We start from the raw sequence: 14,529 nt of genomic DNA, 5'->3' as shown, positions 1-14,529 counted from the left end.
GTCTAGCCGATATAGTATAACATCACAAATGGAGTTTCCCCGTGTCCCTGCTGACGAGCTGCGCCAGCCTCTGCCTGCTGGCCGCCGCGACGCCTCCGGCCGAGGCGGACCAGGCCGAACCCGCCATGCTGGGCGAGATCGTGGTGCTGGGCAGCCGCACGGCGCGCGATGCCACCTTGGGCGCCAGCGCGGCGACGGAGCGGATGTCGCCGTCCAGCCGGTCGGTGGAGGCGGACCTGCTGCAGGCCGTCGGCGCGACCCGGCTGGTCGATGCGCTGGAGCTGGTCAGCGGGGTCAGCCAGCAGAACAACCGCGGCGGGGTGATGGACAATTTCGCCATCCGCGGCTTCCTCGGCACGCCGGACGGCGGGGCGGAATACTATGTCGACGGCTTCCTCGCGAACCGGGGCATGGCGCCGCCGAGGGACCCCGCCACGACCGAGCGGGTCGAGGTGCTGAAGGGTCCGGCCGGCGCCCTGTTCGGGGACATCGATCCGGCGGGCCGGATCAACCTCGTTTCGAAGACGCCGCAGTTCGAGACAGACGCGCGCTTCACGGCGACCGTGGGCTCGTTCGGCCTGACGCGCGGCGAGCTGGACCTGACCGGGCCTCTGGTCGGCGAGACCCTGGCCGGGCGGATCGTGGTGGCGGGCGAGACCAGCGACGGCTGGCGCGACCACGTCTTCCTGGACCGGACGGTGGTGGCGCCGTCGCTGACGTGGCGGCCGAGCGAGGCGCTGCGCCTGACCTATGTCGGGGAGTTCACGACCTTCGATACCCTGTTCGACCGGGGCGTGCCGGGACTGAACGGCGACGCCCTGGCCTTGCGGCGGGAGAACTACTACGGCGAGCCGGGCGACGGGACGACCCGCTTCCGCAACGAGCGGCATCAGGTGTCGGGCGAGTACTGGCTGGGCGATGACTGGAGTCTGGTCGGCGGCGTGGCGTGGCGCGGCGGGTCGCTGAAAGGCCTGTCCAGCGATCACTCGCGACTGGTCGGAGACAGTCTCTGGCGGCAACGGCGCGGGCGCGACTTCACCGTCGACGACCTGTCCGCGCGGCTGGAGGTGCGGGGCCGGATCGAGACAGGCCTGGGCGTCCACCGGCCCGCGTTCGGAGTGAAGGCCTATGAGCTGGAGTACGGCGAGCGCTGGCTGCGTCGCAATCCGTCGGCGGCCGCGCCTTATGCTGTCAATGTCTTCACACCGGTCTATGGGCAGGTTGCTCCGGACCCTGCTCCGTTCACGGACAATCTGGAAACCCGCAAGGTCGTCACCTTCCACGCGGAGGACCTGTGGGAGGTCACAGATCGCCTCAGCCTGATCGCGGGCCTGCGGGTCGACGACTACACCCAGACGATCCGCAACAACCGCACCGGCGCGGTGGGCGAGACGTCGGACAACCCGCTGGATGGCCGGGTCGGGCTTCGCTATCGGCTGACCGACGCCCTGTCCCTGCATGCGGGGTGGGGCCAGTCGTTCGTCCTGAACTCGGGCACGGGGCGCGACGGGAACGGCTTCGCGCCGGAATCCGGCGAGGGTTACGAACTGGGCGTCAGCGGCGCCTGGGAGGGCGTCGATCTGGCGATGACGCTCTTCGATATCGAGAAGACCGACATCCTGACGACCGATCCGGTCGATCCCAACTACCTCGCCCCGGTCGGAAAGCTGACCACGCGCGGGGTGGAGCTGGACGGCTCGGTGCGGATCGCGGACGCCTGGCAGGTGATCGCCAACTATTCCTGGACGGATGCGGAAGCCGACGACGCGGCCTTCGCCAGCGACACGGTCCTCAATGTGCCGGAGCATTCCGGCTCGCTGTTCGCCGTTGGCCGGTTCTCGCAGCCGGACGGCCGCGAGTGGTCAGTGATGGCCGGCGCGGCCTATGTCGGCGAGCGGGCTGGGGATCTGAACGCCAACGGCATCCGCCTGCCGGCCTACTGGAAGGTCAAGGCGGCGGCGGACTATGACCTGACGCCCAACCTGACGGCGCGGGTCGAGGTCGACAACCTTCTGGACGAGGACTACGCCGCCAGCTCCTACAGCGCCCTGTGGATCAGCCGGGGCGCCCCGCGATCGGTGCGGGCGTCGCTGACGGTGAAGCTGTAGGGCGAGGTCGGTTGAACCCCGGCCGCGTCCCTGCGTTGGACTCCGCGATCTGATGCGGAGAAGACCGATGGTCGCGCGGCCGACATGGCAAGGACATCTGAAGCTGTCGCTGGTTACCTGCCCGGTGGCCATGTTCACGGCGACGTCGTCGACGGCGCACGTCAGCTTCCACCTGATCAATCCGGACACGAACAACCGCATCCGCATGGTGGCCACCGATCCCGACACCGGGCCGGTGGAGCGGTCGGATCTGGTGAAGGGCTATGAGGTGTCGAAGGACGAGTACGTTCTGATGGACGACGCCGACTTCGAGAAGGTGAAGCTCGAGGCGACCCGCACCATCGACATCCAGCAGTTCGTGGACGCCGACGACATCGACCGGCGCTACTATGACAGCCCCTTCTATCTGGTCCCCGAGAAGGGCGTGGGCGCCGAGGCCTTCGCCGTCATCCGCGAGGCGATGAAGGAGACGGGCAAGACCGCGATCGGCTCGGTCGTGATCCGGGGCCGGGAGCGTCAGCTGGCGCTTGAAGTCTGCGGCAAGGGACTGATCGCCTACTCCCTGCGGGCCTATGACGAGGTCCGGCAGGCCGACGACTATTTCGACGACATCCCGGCGGTGAAGGCCGACCGTGAGATGGTCGAGATCGCCGAGAAGATCATCGGCCAGAAGGATTCGAAGTTCGACGCGTCGAAATTCCGCGACCGCTACGACGAGGCGCTGAAGGCGCTGATCAAGTCCAGGCAGAAGGGCGGCAAGGCGCTGGTCGAAGCGCCTGAGCCGGAGGACACCAACGTCATCGACCTGATGGCCGCCCTGCGCAGCAGTCTCAAGGGATCGGCGACAGGCGCGCGCAAGACGACGGCGGCGAAGAAGGCCGCGCCGGCGAAGAAGCCGGCGGCGAAAAAGGCGCCCGCGCGCAAGACGACGTCGAAGAAGAAGGCGGCCTAGAGTCCCATCGCCTTAATGGCGGGCCTCAGGCTGGCCTCGGACTTGCGGAAGTCGGCCCAGGGATCGGGCTTCTTGAGCAGGGCCACCGCCTCGGCGATGGTGAAGGCGCGGGGGTCCAGACCCTTGCGGACCTGGCTCCAGTTCAGCGGCAGGGCGATGGTGGCGCCGGGCCGGGCGCGCGGCGACCACGGGGCGACGGCGGTCGCCATCCGGCCGTTGCGCAGATAGTCGATGAAGATCTTCCCGCCCCGCGCCTTCTTGGCCAGGGTGGTGGTGAAGCGATCCGGATCATCGGCCTTCAGCGCCTCGGCCACGGCTTTCGCGAAGGCCTTGCACTGGTCCCATTCGACCCGGCTGCGACCGTCGGATCGGATGGGGACGACCACATGCAAGCCCTTGCCGCCGGCGGTCTTCACGAAGGGCGTGAGGCCCAGGTCCTCCAGCTTGGCCTTCACCGTCTTCGCGGCCGCCATGACGTCGGCGAAGTCCAGGCCCTCGTCGGGGTCGAGGTCGAAGGTGACCTGGTCGGGCGTTTCCGGATCGCCGGGACGGCAGCCCCAAGGGTGCAGCTCCAGCCCGCCGGCCTGGGCGAGGGCGACGAGGCCGCCGACGTCCTCGACGCCGACATAGGGCTTTCGCTCCTTCACATCGATCAGCTTCAGACGCGGGTTCGAGCCGGGCATGGCGTGACGCTGGAAGAAGCGCTGGCCGTCGATGCCGTCGGGGGCGCGGACGATGGAGATGGGGCGGTCGGCGACATGCTCCAGCATCCGCTCGGCGACGCGTTCGTAGTAGCGGGCGAGGTCGGCCTTGGTGACCGCGTCGCAGCCGTCGGCGGCGGGCCACAGGACCTTGTCGGGGCTGGAGATCGCGACATCCGCAACCACGGTGCGGGCCTTGCCGGTCGTGGTCTTCGACGTCGGCTTGACCGGCGGGGTCGGGGCGTCGGTGACCTCGCTCGCCGCCTTGTCGTCGCGCAGACCCTTGAACGCCGCCTGCCGCAGGGAGCCGGATTCGGTGTAGCCGCCGTGTTCCAGCTCGGCGACCAGCACGGGCTTCACCCAGTGGATGTCCTTGCCGCCGCGCGGGGCCGCCGGGCCGGCGAAGGGAGACCGGTCGGCGGCGGCGGATTTCAGCGCCGGCAGCAGGGTCTTCAGCAGGGGCTGGGAGTAGCCGGTCCCGACGCGGCCGAGGTAGCGCAGGCCGTCCTTCTCGCGCACCCCGACCAGCAGGGACCGGAAGCGGGTCCCGCCTTCCGACGACCAGCCGCCGATCACCACCTCGTCCCGGCCCCGACACTTCGACTTCAGCCAGGTCGAGGAGCGGCCGGCCGTGTACGGAGCATCCAGCTTCTTGGAGATAACGCCTTCCAGATCCATCCGGCAGGCGCTTTCCAGAATGGCGGTCCCGGACGTGGCGAAATGGTCGACGTAGCGGATGCGCTTGCCGGCCGCTTTCGGGATGCGATCGATATGGGCCTGAAGCCGCGCCTTGCGACCGGCCAGCGGCAGTTTGCGCAGATCGTCGAGGCCCTCCGACAGCAGGTCGAAGGCGAAGAAGACCAGCTTGTCGGTCTTTTCCTCCGAGATGGCGGCCTGCAGCGCCGAGAAGTCCGGCATGTGGTCGGCGTCCAGCGCGCAGAGCTCGCCATCGACCACGCCGTCGGGCCAGTGCGCTGCGTCGGCGATGACCTCGGGAAACTTGTTCGACCAGTCGTGGCCGCGTCGGGTGTAGAGGCGTGCCTTGCCGCCGCCGGTGGCGATCTGGACGCGATAGCCGTCGAACTTGATTTCGTGCGCCCAGCCCTCTCCCCGCGGCGGATGGTCGGCGACCTTGCACAGCTGGATGGGGGTGAAGGGGGCGGGTTTCTTCAGAGCCGCCTCGCGCGGTTGGGCCCTGGGCTTCTTCGGCCCGGCCTTCGCGACCGGCTTCGAGGACGTCCACTGCTTGCGGCCGTCGGCGATCTCGGCCAGCGAACGGCCGGTGGCGACCGAGGCGTCGATCTCCATATTGGCGTCGCCCTCGCCGGGGACGGCGAAGGCGTCTTTCTCCTTGATCAGCAGCCAGTTGTTGCGCTTCGACGGCTTGCCGCGATCACCCTTCAGCCGGACGAGGGCCCAGCCGCCCTCGAGCCGCTCGCCGTGCAGGATCATCTTGACCGAGCCTTGGCGGAAGTCGGCCTCGAGCGTGTCGGGGTTCTGCGGCTCCCACGTGCCGCGATCCCACATCTGGACCGTGCCGGCGCCGTAGTTGCCCGAGGGGATGGTTCCCTCGAACGCGCCATAGTCGAGCGGGTGATCCTCAACCTCGACCGCCAGCCGCTTCACAGCCGGATCGCGCGAGGGGGCCTTGGTCACGGCCCAGGACTTCAGCACCCCGTCCGCCTCGATGCGGAAGTCGTAGTGCAGCCGCGTCGCCGCATGGCGCTGGATCAGATAGGTCAGGCTCTTGCGGCGGCCGCGCGCCTTGCGGCCCTTCGGTTCGGGGGTGATCCCGAAATTCCGCTTGGCCTTGTAGGTCTCCAGCTCTCCGCGCACCGCGATTCCTCCAGCGACGCGGTTAAACGCGCCGGAACGGGAATCGCTCAGCCTGTTGCCGGAGGTTCTTCATCCACCACTGGCTGCCGGGGCGTTTGAGGTGAGCCACCGGGTAAGGCAAGACAGGTTCAGGCGTCTATCGCCGTCGGCAGCACCGCCCGCGCCTGCAGGGCGTCACGGCGGGGCGGGACGCCAAACAGGCGGGCATACTCGCGGCTGAACTGTGAGGCGCTTTCGTAGCCGACGGAGAAGCCGGCCTCGGCTGCGCGCTCGCCCTCGGACACCATCCGCCGGCGCGCCTCCAGAAGGCGCATCTGTTTCTGGTACTGCAGTGGCGACATCGAGGTCATCGTCTTGAAGTGCTGATGGAAGGACGACGGGCTCATCCCGGCGACGGCGGCCAGTTGGGCGACGCTGAGCGGCGCGTCGAAATTGTCCCGCAGATGGTGGACCGCGCGGGCGATCCGGAGCGGCTGACCGTCCGGCAGGACCATGCGGGCCACATTGGCGCCCGCCGGTCCGGTCAGCATCCAGTAGGCGATCTCGCGCAGAACGCCCGGGGCGAGGATCTCCACGGCCTCGGGCCTGCCGACCGTGTCGAGGAGCCTCAGCATCGCGCCCGTGATTGTCTCGTCCATGTCCTTGACGATCATGCCGAAGCCCGGCTTGCCGGTGGCATAGCTGGCTGTATCCAGCCGGCTGACCAGGTCGAGGATGATGTCCGCATCCAGCTCCAGCGTCGCCGCCAGATAGGGCCGCTCCGGCGAGGCGTCGACGATCTGGCTCAGCACCGGGACCTCGACCGTCACCACCAGCGCCTGCATGTCGCCATAGGTGACCGTCCGATCCCCGACCATCACCTGTTTGGCGCCCTGGGCCACCATGCACAGGGAGGGGCGATAGGTCATGTTGTGCGGCGCCACCCTGTCTTTCGACCGCAGAAGCCGAAGCCCCGGCACGCGCGTGAACAGGGCGCCGCTGTCGATCTGATGGGCATCCATGACGTCGGTGATCGTCTGGGCCAGCGAACGGGTCATGGTCGAACCTTCCTTGCCTGAACTTCCCGACGCTAACCCGACGCTCCGCGGCCGACAATCGTCGCTGGAGGATCAGGCAAGACACTCGGCGCATCGGACATTCGCTCCGACGCGCGATCCGTCACGCTGGAGGGAATGACCCATCACCGCCAGCGAGAGCCGAGCATGACGAACTGGACCGCATCCCGCATTCCTCCCCAGAGAGGCCGAACCGCCGTGGTCACCGGAACAGGTGGCCTCGGCTATGAAGACGCCCTTGCTCTCGCCCGCGCCGGGGCGGAGGTGATCGTCGCTGGCCGCAATCCGAAGAAGGGGGCCGAGGCCATCGCCGCCATCCATCGCGACACGCCTTCCGCCCGCGTCCGGTTCGAGCAACTCGACCTCGCCAGTCTGGCCTCGGTCGCGGCCTTCGCCGACCGGCTGAAGAGCCAGATCGACAGCCTCGACCTGCTGATCAACAACGCCGGGGTCATGCGTCCGCCGCAGCGAATGGAGACGGCCGACGGTTTCGAGATCCAATTCGGGACCAACTATCTGGGTCACTTCGCCCTGACCGGCCATCTGCTGCCCCAGCTTCGGAAGGGCCGGAACGCGCGTGTCGTGACCCTGTCCAGCATCGCCGCGCGACAGGGGCGGATCGACTTCGACGACCTGCAGGCCCTGCGACGGTACCGATCGATGCCGGTCTATGCGCAGTCCAAGCTGGCCTGCCTGATGTTCGCCTTCGAACTGCAGCGCCGCAGCGAGGCCGGCGGTTGGGGCGTCGACAGTCTGGCCGCGCACCCGGGTCTGTCGCAGACGCAACTGCTGGAGAACGCGCCGGGCGCCGGCGGCAGGGTGCCGCTGCCGTTCCGCATCCTCCGGGCCCTGATGATGCAGTCGCCGGCGCAGGGCGCGCTGCCGACCCTGTTCGCCGCCACGGCGCGGGAGGCGAAGCCCGGTGGCTACTACGGCCCGGGCGGCCTCAGCGAAACGCGCGGCTATCCCGCGCCGTCCCGAGCACCCGCCCCCTCGCTGGACAAGGCTGCCTGCGCGCGCCTGTGGGACGTGTCCGAAGACCTGACCGGGGTCCGCTTCGGATGACCGACCTGACCCTCCGTTCCGCCTCCGGCTACACCAGCGGATGGCGCACCGGCGCGCTTCTGGCGACCCTGTTACTGGTCAGCAGCCTGAGCCAGATCGACCGCATCCTGCCCTTCATCCTCGCCGAGTCGATCCGGACCGATCTTGGCTTGACCGACACCCAGATCGGCCTGCTGACCGGACTGGCGTTTGCGGTCTGCTACACCCTTCTGGCCTTGCCTCTCGCGCGCGCCGCCGATCGCGGATCGCCCCGGCTGGTGCTGGTTCTGTGCCTTCTGCTGTGGAGTGCGATGACCACCCTGGGCGGGCTGGCGGGCGGGTTTGTGGTGCTGGCCCTGACCCGGCTGGGCGTCGCCGTCGGCGAGGCGGGAGGCACGCCCGCAGGCCACGCCCTGATCGCCCGCCGCATCCGGCCCGAGCGACGCGGTCTGGCCATCGGCCTGTTCGCCATGGGCATTCCGTTGGGCACCATGATCGGCTTCGTCGGTGGCGGGATGATCGACGAGGCCTTCGGCTGGAGGACCGCCTTTATCGGCGCCGGAGCGATCGGCCTTGGGACCGCGCTGCTGAGCTGGTGGGTCGTCGGACCCACCTCGCCTGCCAGGCGCACGACGGAGCGGACCGAACCCTATCTGCGGGCCGCCCTGCGCCTGCTCGCCGACCCGGCCTTCCGTTGGCTGATCGTCTCGGCGTTCGTTGTCGGCTTCGCCTCGGCGCCCTTCTATACCTTCACGGCCCCGTTCCTGATCCGCACGCATGGCTTCACTACCAGCGAGGTCGGGCTGTCGTTCGGTCTGCTGCAAGGATTGATGGGGATCGCGGGAACCCTCGTCGGCGGGCGGTTGTTCGATCGCGCCATTCGGGCAGGCGGCAGGAACCTGCTCGTTCTGCCCGCCGCATTGTTCGCCGTCGGCGCGGTGACAACGGCCGCCGCGCTTTTCGTTCCCGACGGGCGGCTGGCGATCGCCCTGTTCGTGCCGGGCATGCTGGCCTTCGCCTTCATGCTCCCGTGGCTGTTCGGCGCGGCGCACAGGGTGGCCGGCCCCGGCAAGGAGGCGATGGCCACCAGTCTGGGCATGGTCGCTTCCGGGCTTGCCGGTCCGGCGCTGGCTCCGGTGCTTGTCGGCCTGATCAGCGATCAGGCGACCGCGGCCGGGATAGCCAATGGCCTTGGCCTGGGGCTGCTGATCGGTCCGGGCGCTAGCGTTCTGACCGCCGCGGCCTTCCTGATCGCCGGGGCGAGGATCGCGCGACAGGCGCCTGCCGGCTGAAGACGGGCGCTCCGAATTACGGAGCGCCCGGCCCTCTCATCGATCCTAGTGGTTGCCGTGGCTATGGCCGTGGGTGTCGGCCTCGGTGGCGCCGGCGGACCAGGCCTCGCCGCCTTCCTGGGCGAACCAGAAGGGCGCCCGCTCGCGCTGGCGCGGGGCGATCTCGTTCATGCGATTGTCGTAGACGCGGCCGTTGGCGATCGTGTGCGAGATCGAGGTCGTGTTGCGGATATTCTCCAGCGGGTTGGCGTCCAGCACGATCATGTCGGCCAGCTTGCCGGCTTCAAGAGAACCGATGTCGCGGTCCATGCCCAGCGAGCGGGCGCCGTTCAGGGTGCCGGCGCGCAGGGCGTCGTGCGGGCTCATGCCGCCCAGCGCCAGGCTCCACATCTCCCAGTGGGCGCCGAGGCCCTCGCGCTGGCCGTGGGCGCCGATGGAGATGCTGACGCCCTGTTCCGACAGGCGGGTCGCCTCGCGGGCGATGGCGATGTGGTTCCACTCCTCCATCGGCGCGGTGACCGGGCGACGGGCGCGGGCGTCGAGGATGCGGCGCGGCACGTACTGGGTCAGGATCGGGTGATCCCAGACCGGGCTCTCCTGATAGAAATAGTTCTCGCCGTAGCTGCCGCCGAAGGCCACGACCAGGGTCGGATTGTAGGCGACGCCGGTCTGGCGCCACAGCTGGTGCACATCGTCGTACAGGCGGGCGACGGGCACCGAGTGCTCGATGGTGGTGTGGCCGTCCACGATCATCGACATGTTGTGCTGGAACAGGGAGCCGCCCTCGGGGACGACCATCATGTTCAGCTCGCGCGCGGCGGCCAAGATCTGCTGACGCTGGTCGCGACGGGGCTGGTTGTAGCTCTTCACGCTCCACGCCCCGACCGCCTGCATCCGGCGCAGGGTCGAGCGGGCGTCGTCCAGACTGTCGATCTGGGCGGTGAAGGCGGTGGTGGCGCCGTACAGGATGGTGCCGGTCGAGAAGATGCGGGGGGCCACGACGCGGCCCGCGCGGCCCATCTCCGAGTGGGCGAAGATCTCGCTGGTGTCGTTCGACGGGTCGTGCAGCGTGGTCACGCCGAAGGCCAGGGCCGCGTAGTTGACCCAGCTCTGCTGCGGGATGATCTCGTCCGAGCCCATCGAGCCGTGCCAGTGGGCGTCGACCAGACCGGGCATGATGGTCTTGCCGGTCATGTCGAGGGTCGGGATCCCGGCCGGGATGGTCGTGGAGGCCATGGGGCCGATCATCTCGATGCGATTGCCGTCGATAACGACGACGCCGTTCTCGATGACCTCGGCGCCGTTCATGGTGATCAGGCGCGCGCCGGTCAGGGCGATGCGGCCCTCGGGGCGGTCGGTCGGAACGCTGAAGCCGAGGTTGATGCCGTGCTCGTCCGGCCTGGGCAGCTCGGACGGCGCGCCGTCGACGAAGGTGAAGGACTGGTTCAGGTCGCGGGTGAACAGCTCGGGTCCCAGCGACCATTGCAGGCGGCGGCTGTCGCCCGACCAGCTGAGCCACTCGCCGGCGTCGCGGGTGACGCGGGCCTGCGGCAGGGCCTTGCCGTCGGGGCTGACGTTGATCGGGCGTCCGGCGGCCACGAAGGGCGCGACATAGGCGTTGAAGCGCTCGGTCCAGCCGATCCAGTTTCCGTCGGGCGAGATGGCGAACTCGCCGGCCCATTGCGAGGTCACGTGGGTGCGCTTGTCCTCGCCGTTCAGATCGACCGAGATCAGGGCGCGGTTCTCGCCGTCGCGGCCGGTCAGGAACAGGCGGTCGCCGTTGGCGCCGAACTGGGGCGCTTCGCCTTCATCGGTGATGCGCACGGCCTCGCCGCCCGCCGCAGGAATGCGATAGACGGCCGGATCGCGACTCCACAAGGCCGAGGTCAGGAAGCCGTCGGATACTGTGCGGTAGACGATGGTGCGGCCGTCGGGGGTGAAGGTCGGTTCGACATAGTGGCCCGGGTTGCGGGTCACGACGCGACCCTCGCCGCCGCTGGCGGAGACGACGCGCACCGTGCCGAGGTCCTGATCGTCCCAAGTCGTGTAGACGATCGACCGGCCGTCGCGGGACCAGTTCGGATAGAGCTCGAAATGATCGCTCTGACGCGTCAGACGGCGCGCCGTGCCGGTCGGCAGGTCGCGGATCCAGAGGTTGCCCAGGGCCTCGAACACGACGCGTCGGCCGTCCGGCGAAGGGCGGGCCCAGCGGATCATCTTCACGTCGAACTGGTCGGGCGCGACCTCGACCGGGAAGCGGACGGCCTCCTGGATGCGGCGGGTGTCGGCGACGTGGAACGGGATGTCCGTCACCTCGCGGCTGGCAACGTCCACGCGCTGGATGCGGCCGTCGGCCCAGAAGACGATGGAGCGGTTGTCGGGCGTCCAGCTGATGGCCGGATAGACGCCGTGGATGGCCCAGGTCTCCTGCATGTCGCGGTCGAGGCCCGAGAAGATCGGCGTTTCGCGGCCGGACTCGATGTCCATGACATACAGGGTCGACTGGTAGCGAACGCGTCGCACGAAGGCGAGCGAGCGGCCGTCGGGCGAGGGCGTCGGGCGGATCGAACCGCCGGGGCCGGTCACGTAGGGTTCGATCTCGCCGGTCTCCCGGTCGAGGCGGCGGATGATGTAGATCTGGGTGTTCGGGTCCTTCGAATATTCGAAGGTGTTCCCCGGCGTGGCGTCGTCGCTGAAGTAGAGGTAGCGGCCGTCCGGCGAGAAGGCGGGCTCGCCCGTGTCCTTCTGCGGCGTCCGGCGCTCGGTCATCTGCACGCCGCCGCCGCCGGTGCGGTGGTACATCCACAGCTCGCCGGCGCCGAGTGAGCGGGCCGAGGTGAAGTGTTTGCGGGCCACCACGAACTGGCCGTCCGGCGTCCACTCCGGCTGGTTCAGCAGGCGGAAGGACTCGTCGGAGATCTGCACCGGGTTGGAGCCGTCGGCGTCCATGATCCAGATGTTGTCGCCGCCGCCGCGATCCGAGGTGAAGGCGATATGGCGGCCGTCCGGCGACCATTTGGGCTGCATGTCCCAGGCCACCCCGCTGGCGATGGCGCGGGCCTCGCCGCCGGCGACGGGCATGACGTAGATGTCGCCCAGCAGGTCGAAGACGAGGGTGCTGCCGTCAGGGCTGACGTCCAGCGCCATCCAGGTGCCGCGGGTGGTGTCGATGGGGATGTCGCGCGACGCGCCGGGCGGGTTCTGGACGTCCCACTTCGCATCGTCCGCATCGGCTTCCGCATTTTCAGTCGCGGTCGGCGCGACCTCGGCGGGAGCGGGCTCCGCAGTCTGGGCCCATGAGGAACCGGCGAACGCCAGCGAGGCGGCCGTGGCCAGCAGGATGCGCTTCATGGATTTCCCCCGGGACGCAGACAGACTTTTCAGGCCGTCAACAGAGCATCGGGGGTCAGGGGTGTCCAGCCGCGTCAGCTCTCTCTGCCGCGCATCCCCGCGAAGGCGGGGATCCTGTGCGGGCAGCGGGCCGGGTACGGGCTATCCGGTGCACGCTGCGAAGCGCCCGGGCTGCATTCCTGAATGTGCCGGGTCCCCGCCTCCGCGGGGATGAGCGGAAGACCCTAATCCTCGAGCGGCGGCAGACCGGCTTCCTTGCGAGCGGCGGCTTCGGCCTTCTTCTCGGCCTTGCGTTCGGCCTTCTCGGCGGCCTTCTTGGCGTCAGCGCGTTCGCGCTCCTGGCGTTCGAAGCTGTAGTTGGGCTTGCGGGCCATGGGCGTATCCTTGTGTTCGTCCGTAATGTGGTTCGTCAGCGCGCTGACGGCAACGTCAATCGACCGCGACGATATCGACGGCCTGTCCGGCGACCGTCGCTTCGTCGCCGACGCGCTTGCCGATCAGGGCGCGGGCGAGGGGCGAGACGTGGCTGACCGAGCCGGCGGCGGGGTCGGCCTCGTCCTCGCCCGTGATCCGCCACGTCTGGGTGCGGCCGTCCTCGCGTTCGATGGTCACCGAGCCACCGAAGCGGACACGGCCGTCGGCCTCGATCTCGACCAGCTGGGCAGAGGCGCGGCGGGCGGTCCAGTAGCGCAGATCGCGGGTGGCGCGCGCCATGGCGGTGCGATCGGCCTCGATGTCGCCCTTCGCCTGCGCCGCCGTCCAGGCCGCGCGCGCCTCGGCCAGGGCGGCCTCGATCGCGGTCAGACCCGCGGGCGTGACCAGATTGGGGTGCGGGGAAATCGGACGGTCGGGAAGATCGGCGGCCGTGGCCTCCAGGTCTTCCTCGCGGGTGAAGGCGACGCTCATGGGGAATGAGCGTATGGCGGTCGCGCGCGTTCCGGTCCACAGGAAGCCGATGACTGATCCGAAGACCGTGCATGTGATCGGGGCCGGCCCGGCCGGCCTGATGGCCGCCGAGCGACTGGCCGGCGCCGGAGTGCGCGTGGTGGTGCACGAGACCATGCCGTCCGTGGCGCGCAAATTCCTGATGGCGGGGCGCGGCGGGCTGAATCTGACGCACTCCGAGCCGATCGAGCCGTTCACCGGCCGCTATGCGGAGGCCGGGGCGGTGGTCGGCCGTTGGCTGGAGCGGTTTTCGCCGACCCATCTGATCGGCTGGGTCGAGGGGCTCGGGCAGCCGACCTTCGTCGGCTCGTCGGGCCGGGTGTTTCCGAAGACGATGAAGGCCTCGCCCCTGCTGCGGGCCTGGCTGGCGCGGCTGGCGGGTCTGGGCGTGGAGATCAGGACGCGATCGCGCTGGGTCGGTCGCGAGGGCGAGGGCTGGGTATTCCGTACGCCGGAGGGGCAAAGCGTCGAACGACCCGATGCGGTGGTGCTGGCGCTGGGCGGGGCCAGCTGGCCCCGGCTGGGGTCGGACGGATCTTGGGCTGAAGAACTGGCCAAGGCGGGCGTCGAGCTCGCGCCGTTGCGGCCGTCCAACGTCGGCTTCGATGTCGACTGGAGCCCGGTGCTGGTCGAACGGTTCGCCGGGCAGCCGCTGAAGAATATCGCGCTAACCCACGGCGAGCGCACGGTTCGGGGTGAAGCGATGATCGCCGCCTACGGCCTGGAGGGCGGGGCGGTCTATGCCCTGTCGGCGGGTCTGCGCGACGCGATCGAACGGGACGGGCAGGCGGCGCTCGTCGTGGACCTGCGGCCCGATCTGGATGTGGCGGCGCTGGCGGCCCGGCTGGCTAAGCCGCGCGGCAAGGACAGCATTTCCAACTGGCTGAGAAAGGCGGGCGGGCTGTCGCCGGCGGCGGTGGGCCTGCTGCGGGAAATCCCCGGGGCGATTCCGGAGGGCGCCGAGAAGCTGGCGAAGCGGATCAAGGCGGTGCGGCTGACCCTGACCGGGGTGCAGGGACTGGAGCGGGCGATTTCCTCGGCCGGCGGGATCAGGCTGGATCAGGTCACGGATGGTCTGATGCTCAAGGCCCTGCCGGGCGTCTTCGTCGCCGGCGAGATGCTGGACTGGGAGGCGCCGACGGGGGGCTATCTGCTGCAGGCCAGCTTCGCCTCGGGCGTGGTCGCGGCGGACGGGGTGCTGGACTGGCTGGCCTGACGGGGGCAGGGTGCCGCCTCCCCGAACCG

Annotated in this window: 10 protein-coding genes; 5 read left to right on the top strand and 5 right to left on the bottom strand. The window is 69.3% G+C overall.

From position 1 onward, the window contains the following. Window positions 1-41: 41 nt before the first annotated feature. Complete coding sequence (locus ABDZ95_RS03095; RefSeq protein ID WP_343790209.1) at window positions 42-2,108, top strand: TonB-dependent siderophore receptor; 2,067 nt, start codon at window positions 42-44, stop codon at window positions 2,106-2,108. Between the two features lie 67 nt (window positions 2,109-2,175). Beyond that, window positions 2,176-3,060, top strand: a complete 885-nt coding sequence (gene ku / locus ABDZ95_RS03090; protein WP_343790206.1) for a non-homologous end joining protein Ku — start codon at window positions 2,176-2,178, stop codon at window positions 3,058-3,060. Here ku and ligD read toward each other — a convergent pair. Beyond that, complete coding sequence (gene ligD / locus ABDZ95_RS03085) at window positions 3,057-5,597, bottom strand: DNA ligase D (RefSeq protein WP_343790203.1); 2,541 nt, start codon at window positions 5,595-5,597, stop codon at window positions 3,057-3,059. The two genes, ku and ligD, sit on opposite strands and share 4 nt — an antisense overlap. Window positions 5,598-5,725: 128 nt before the next feature. Further along, on the bottom strand, window positions 5,726-6,634 hold the full coding sequence (locus ABDZ95_RS03080; RefSeq protein ID WP_343790199.1) for an AraC family transcriptional regulator: 909 nt from the start codon (window positions 6,632-6,634) through the stop codon (window positions 5,726-5,728). A gap of 165 nt (window positions 6,635-6,799) precedes the next feature. Between ABDZ95_RS03080 and ABDZ95_RS03075 the strand changes: the two genes are divergently transcribed. Continuing rightward, on the top strand, window positions 6,800-7,717 hold the full coding sequence (locus ABDZ95_RS03075) for an oxidoreductase (protein ID WP_343790196.1): 918 nt from the start codon (window positions 6,800-6,802) through the stop codon (window positions 7,715-7,717). Then, window positions 7,714-8,988 (top strand): MFS transporter, encoded by a 1,275-nt coding sequence (locus tag ABDZ95_RS03070; RefSeq protein WP_343790193.1) that lies wholly within the window; start codon window positions 7,714-7,716, stop codon window positions 8,986-8,988. The genes ABDZ95_RS03075 and ABDZ95_RS03070 overlap by 4 nt, the downstream gene beginning before the upstream one ends. A 45-nt stretch (window positions 8,989-9,033) precedes the next feature. Here ABDZ95_RS03070 and ABDZ95_RS03065 read toward each other — a convergent pair whose 3' ends face one another. The 3 genes from ABDZ95_RS03065 to greA all read right to left on the bottom strand — a co-directional run bounded on the left by ABDZ95_RS03065 (window position 9,034) and on the right by greA (window position 13,245). After that, a complete protein-coding gene (locus ABDZ95_RS03065; protein ID WP_343790189.1) occupies window positions 9,034-12,339 on the bottom strand; it encodes an amidohydrolase family protein in 3,306 nt (1,101 codons plus the stop codon). 224 nt (window positions 12,340-12,563) lie between these two features. Next, entirely contained in the window at window positions 12,564-12,713 is a 150-nt protein-coding gene (locus tag ABDZ95_RS03060) for a hypothetical protein (protein ID WP_343790186.1), read from the bottom strand. Between the two features lie 55 nt (window positions 12,714-12,768). Beyond that, complete coding sequence (gene greA / locus ABDZ95_RS03055) at window positions 12,769-13,245, bottom strand: transcription elongation factor GreA (protein WP_343790183.1); 477 nt, start codon at window positions 13,243-13,245, stop codon at window positions 12,769-12,771. Window positions 13,246-13,294: 49 nt separating this feature from the next. Between greA and ABDZ95_RS03050 the strand changes: the two genes are divergently transcribed. Continuing rightward, window positions 13,295-14,500: a BaiN/RdsA family NAD(P)/FAD-dependent oxidoreductase gene (locus tag ABDZ95_RS03050; protein WP_343790180.1), complete on the top strand. Its 1,206-nt coding sequence runs from the start codon at window positions 13,295-13,297 to the stop codon at window positions 14,498-14,500. Window positions 14,501-14,529 lie beyond the last annotated feature (29 nt).

This window comes from Brevundimonas kwangchunensis (assembly GCF_039523815.1).
Classification (GTDB): Bacteria; Pseudomonadota; Alphaproteobacteria; order Caulobacterales; family Caulobacteraceae; genus Brevundimonas; species Brevundimonas kwangchunensis.
The sequence above is the reverse complement of the archived record's forward strand: the minus strand, read 5'-3'. Positions and strand labels throughout refer to the sequence as shown.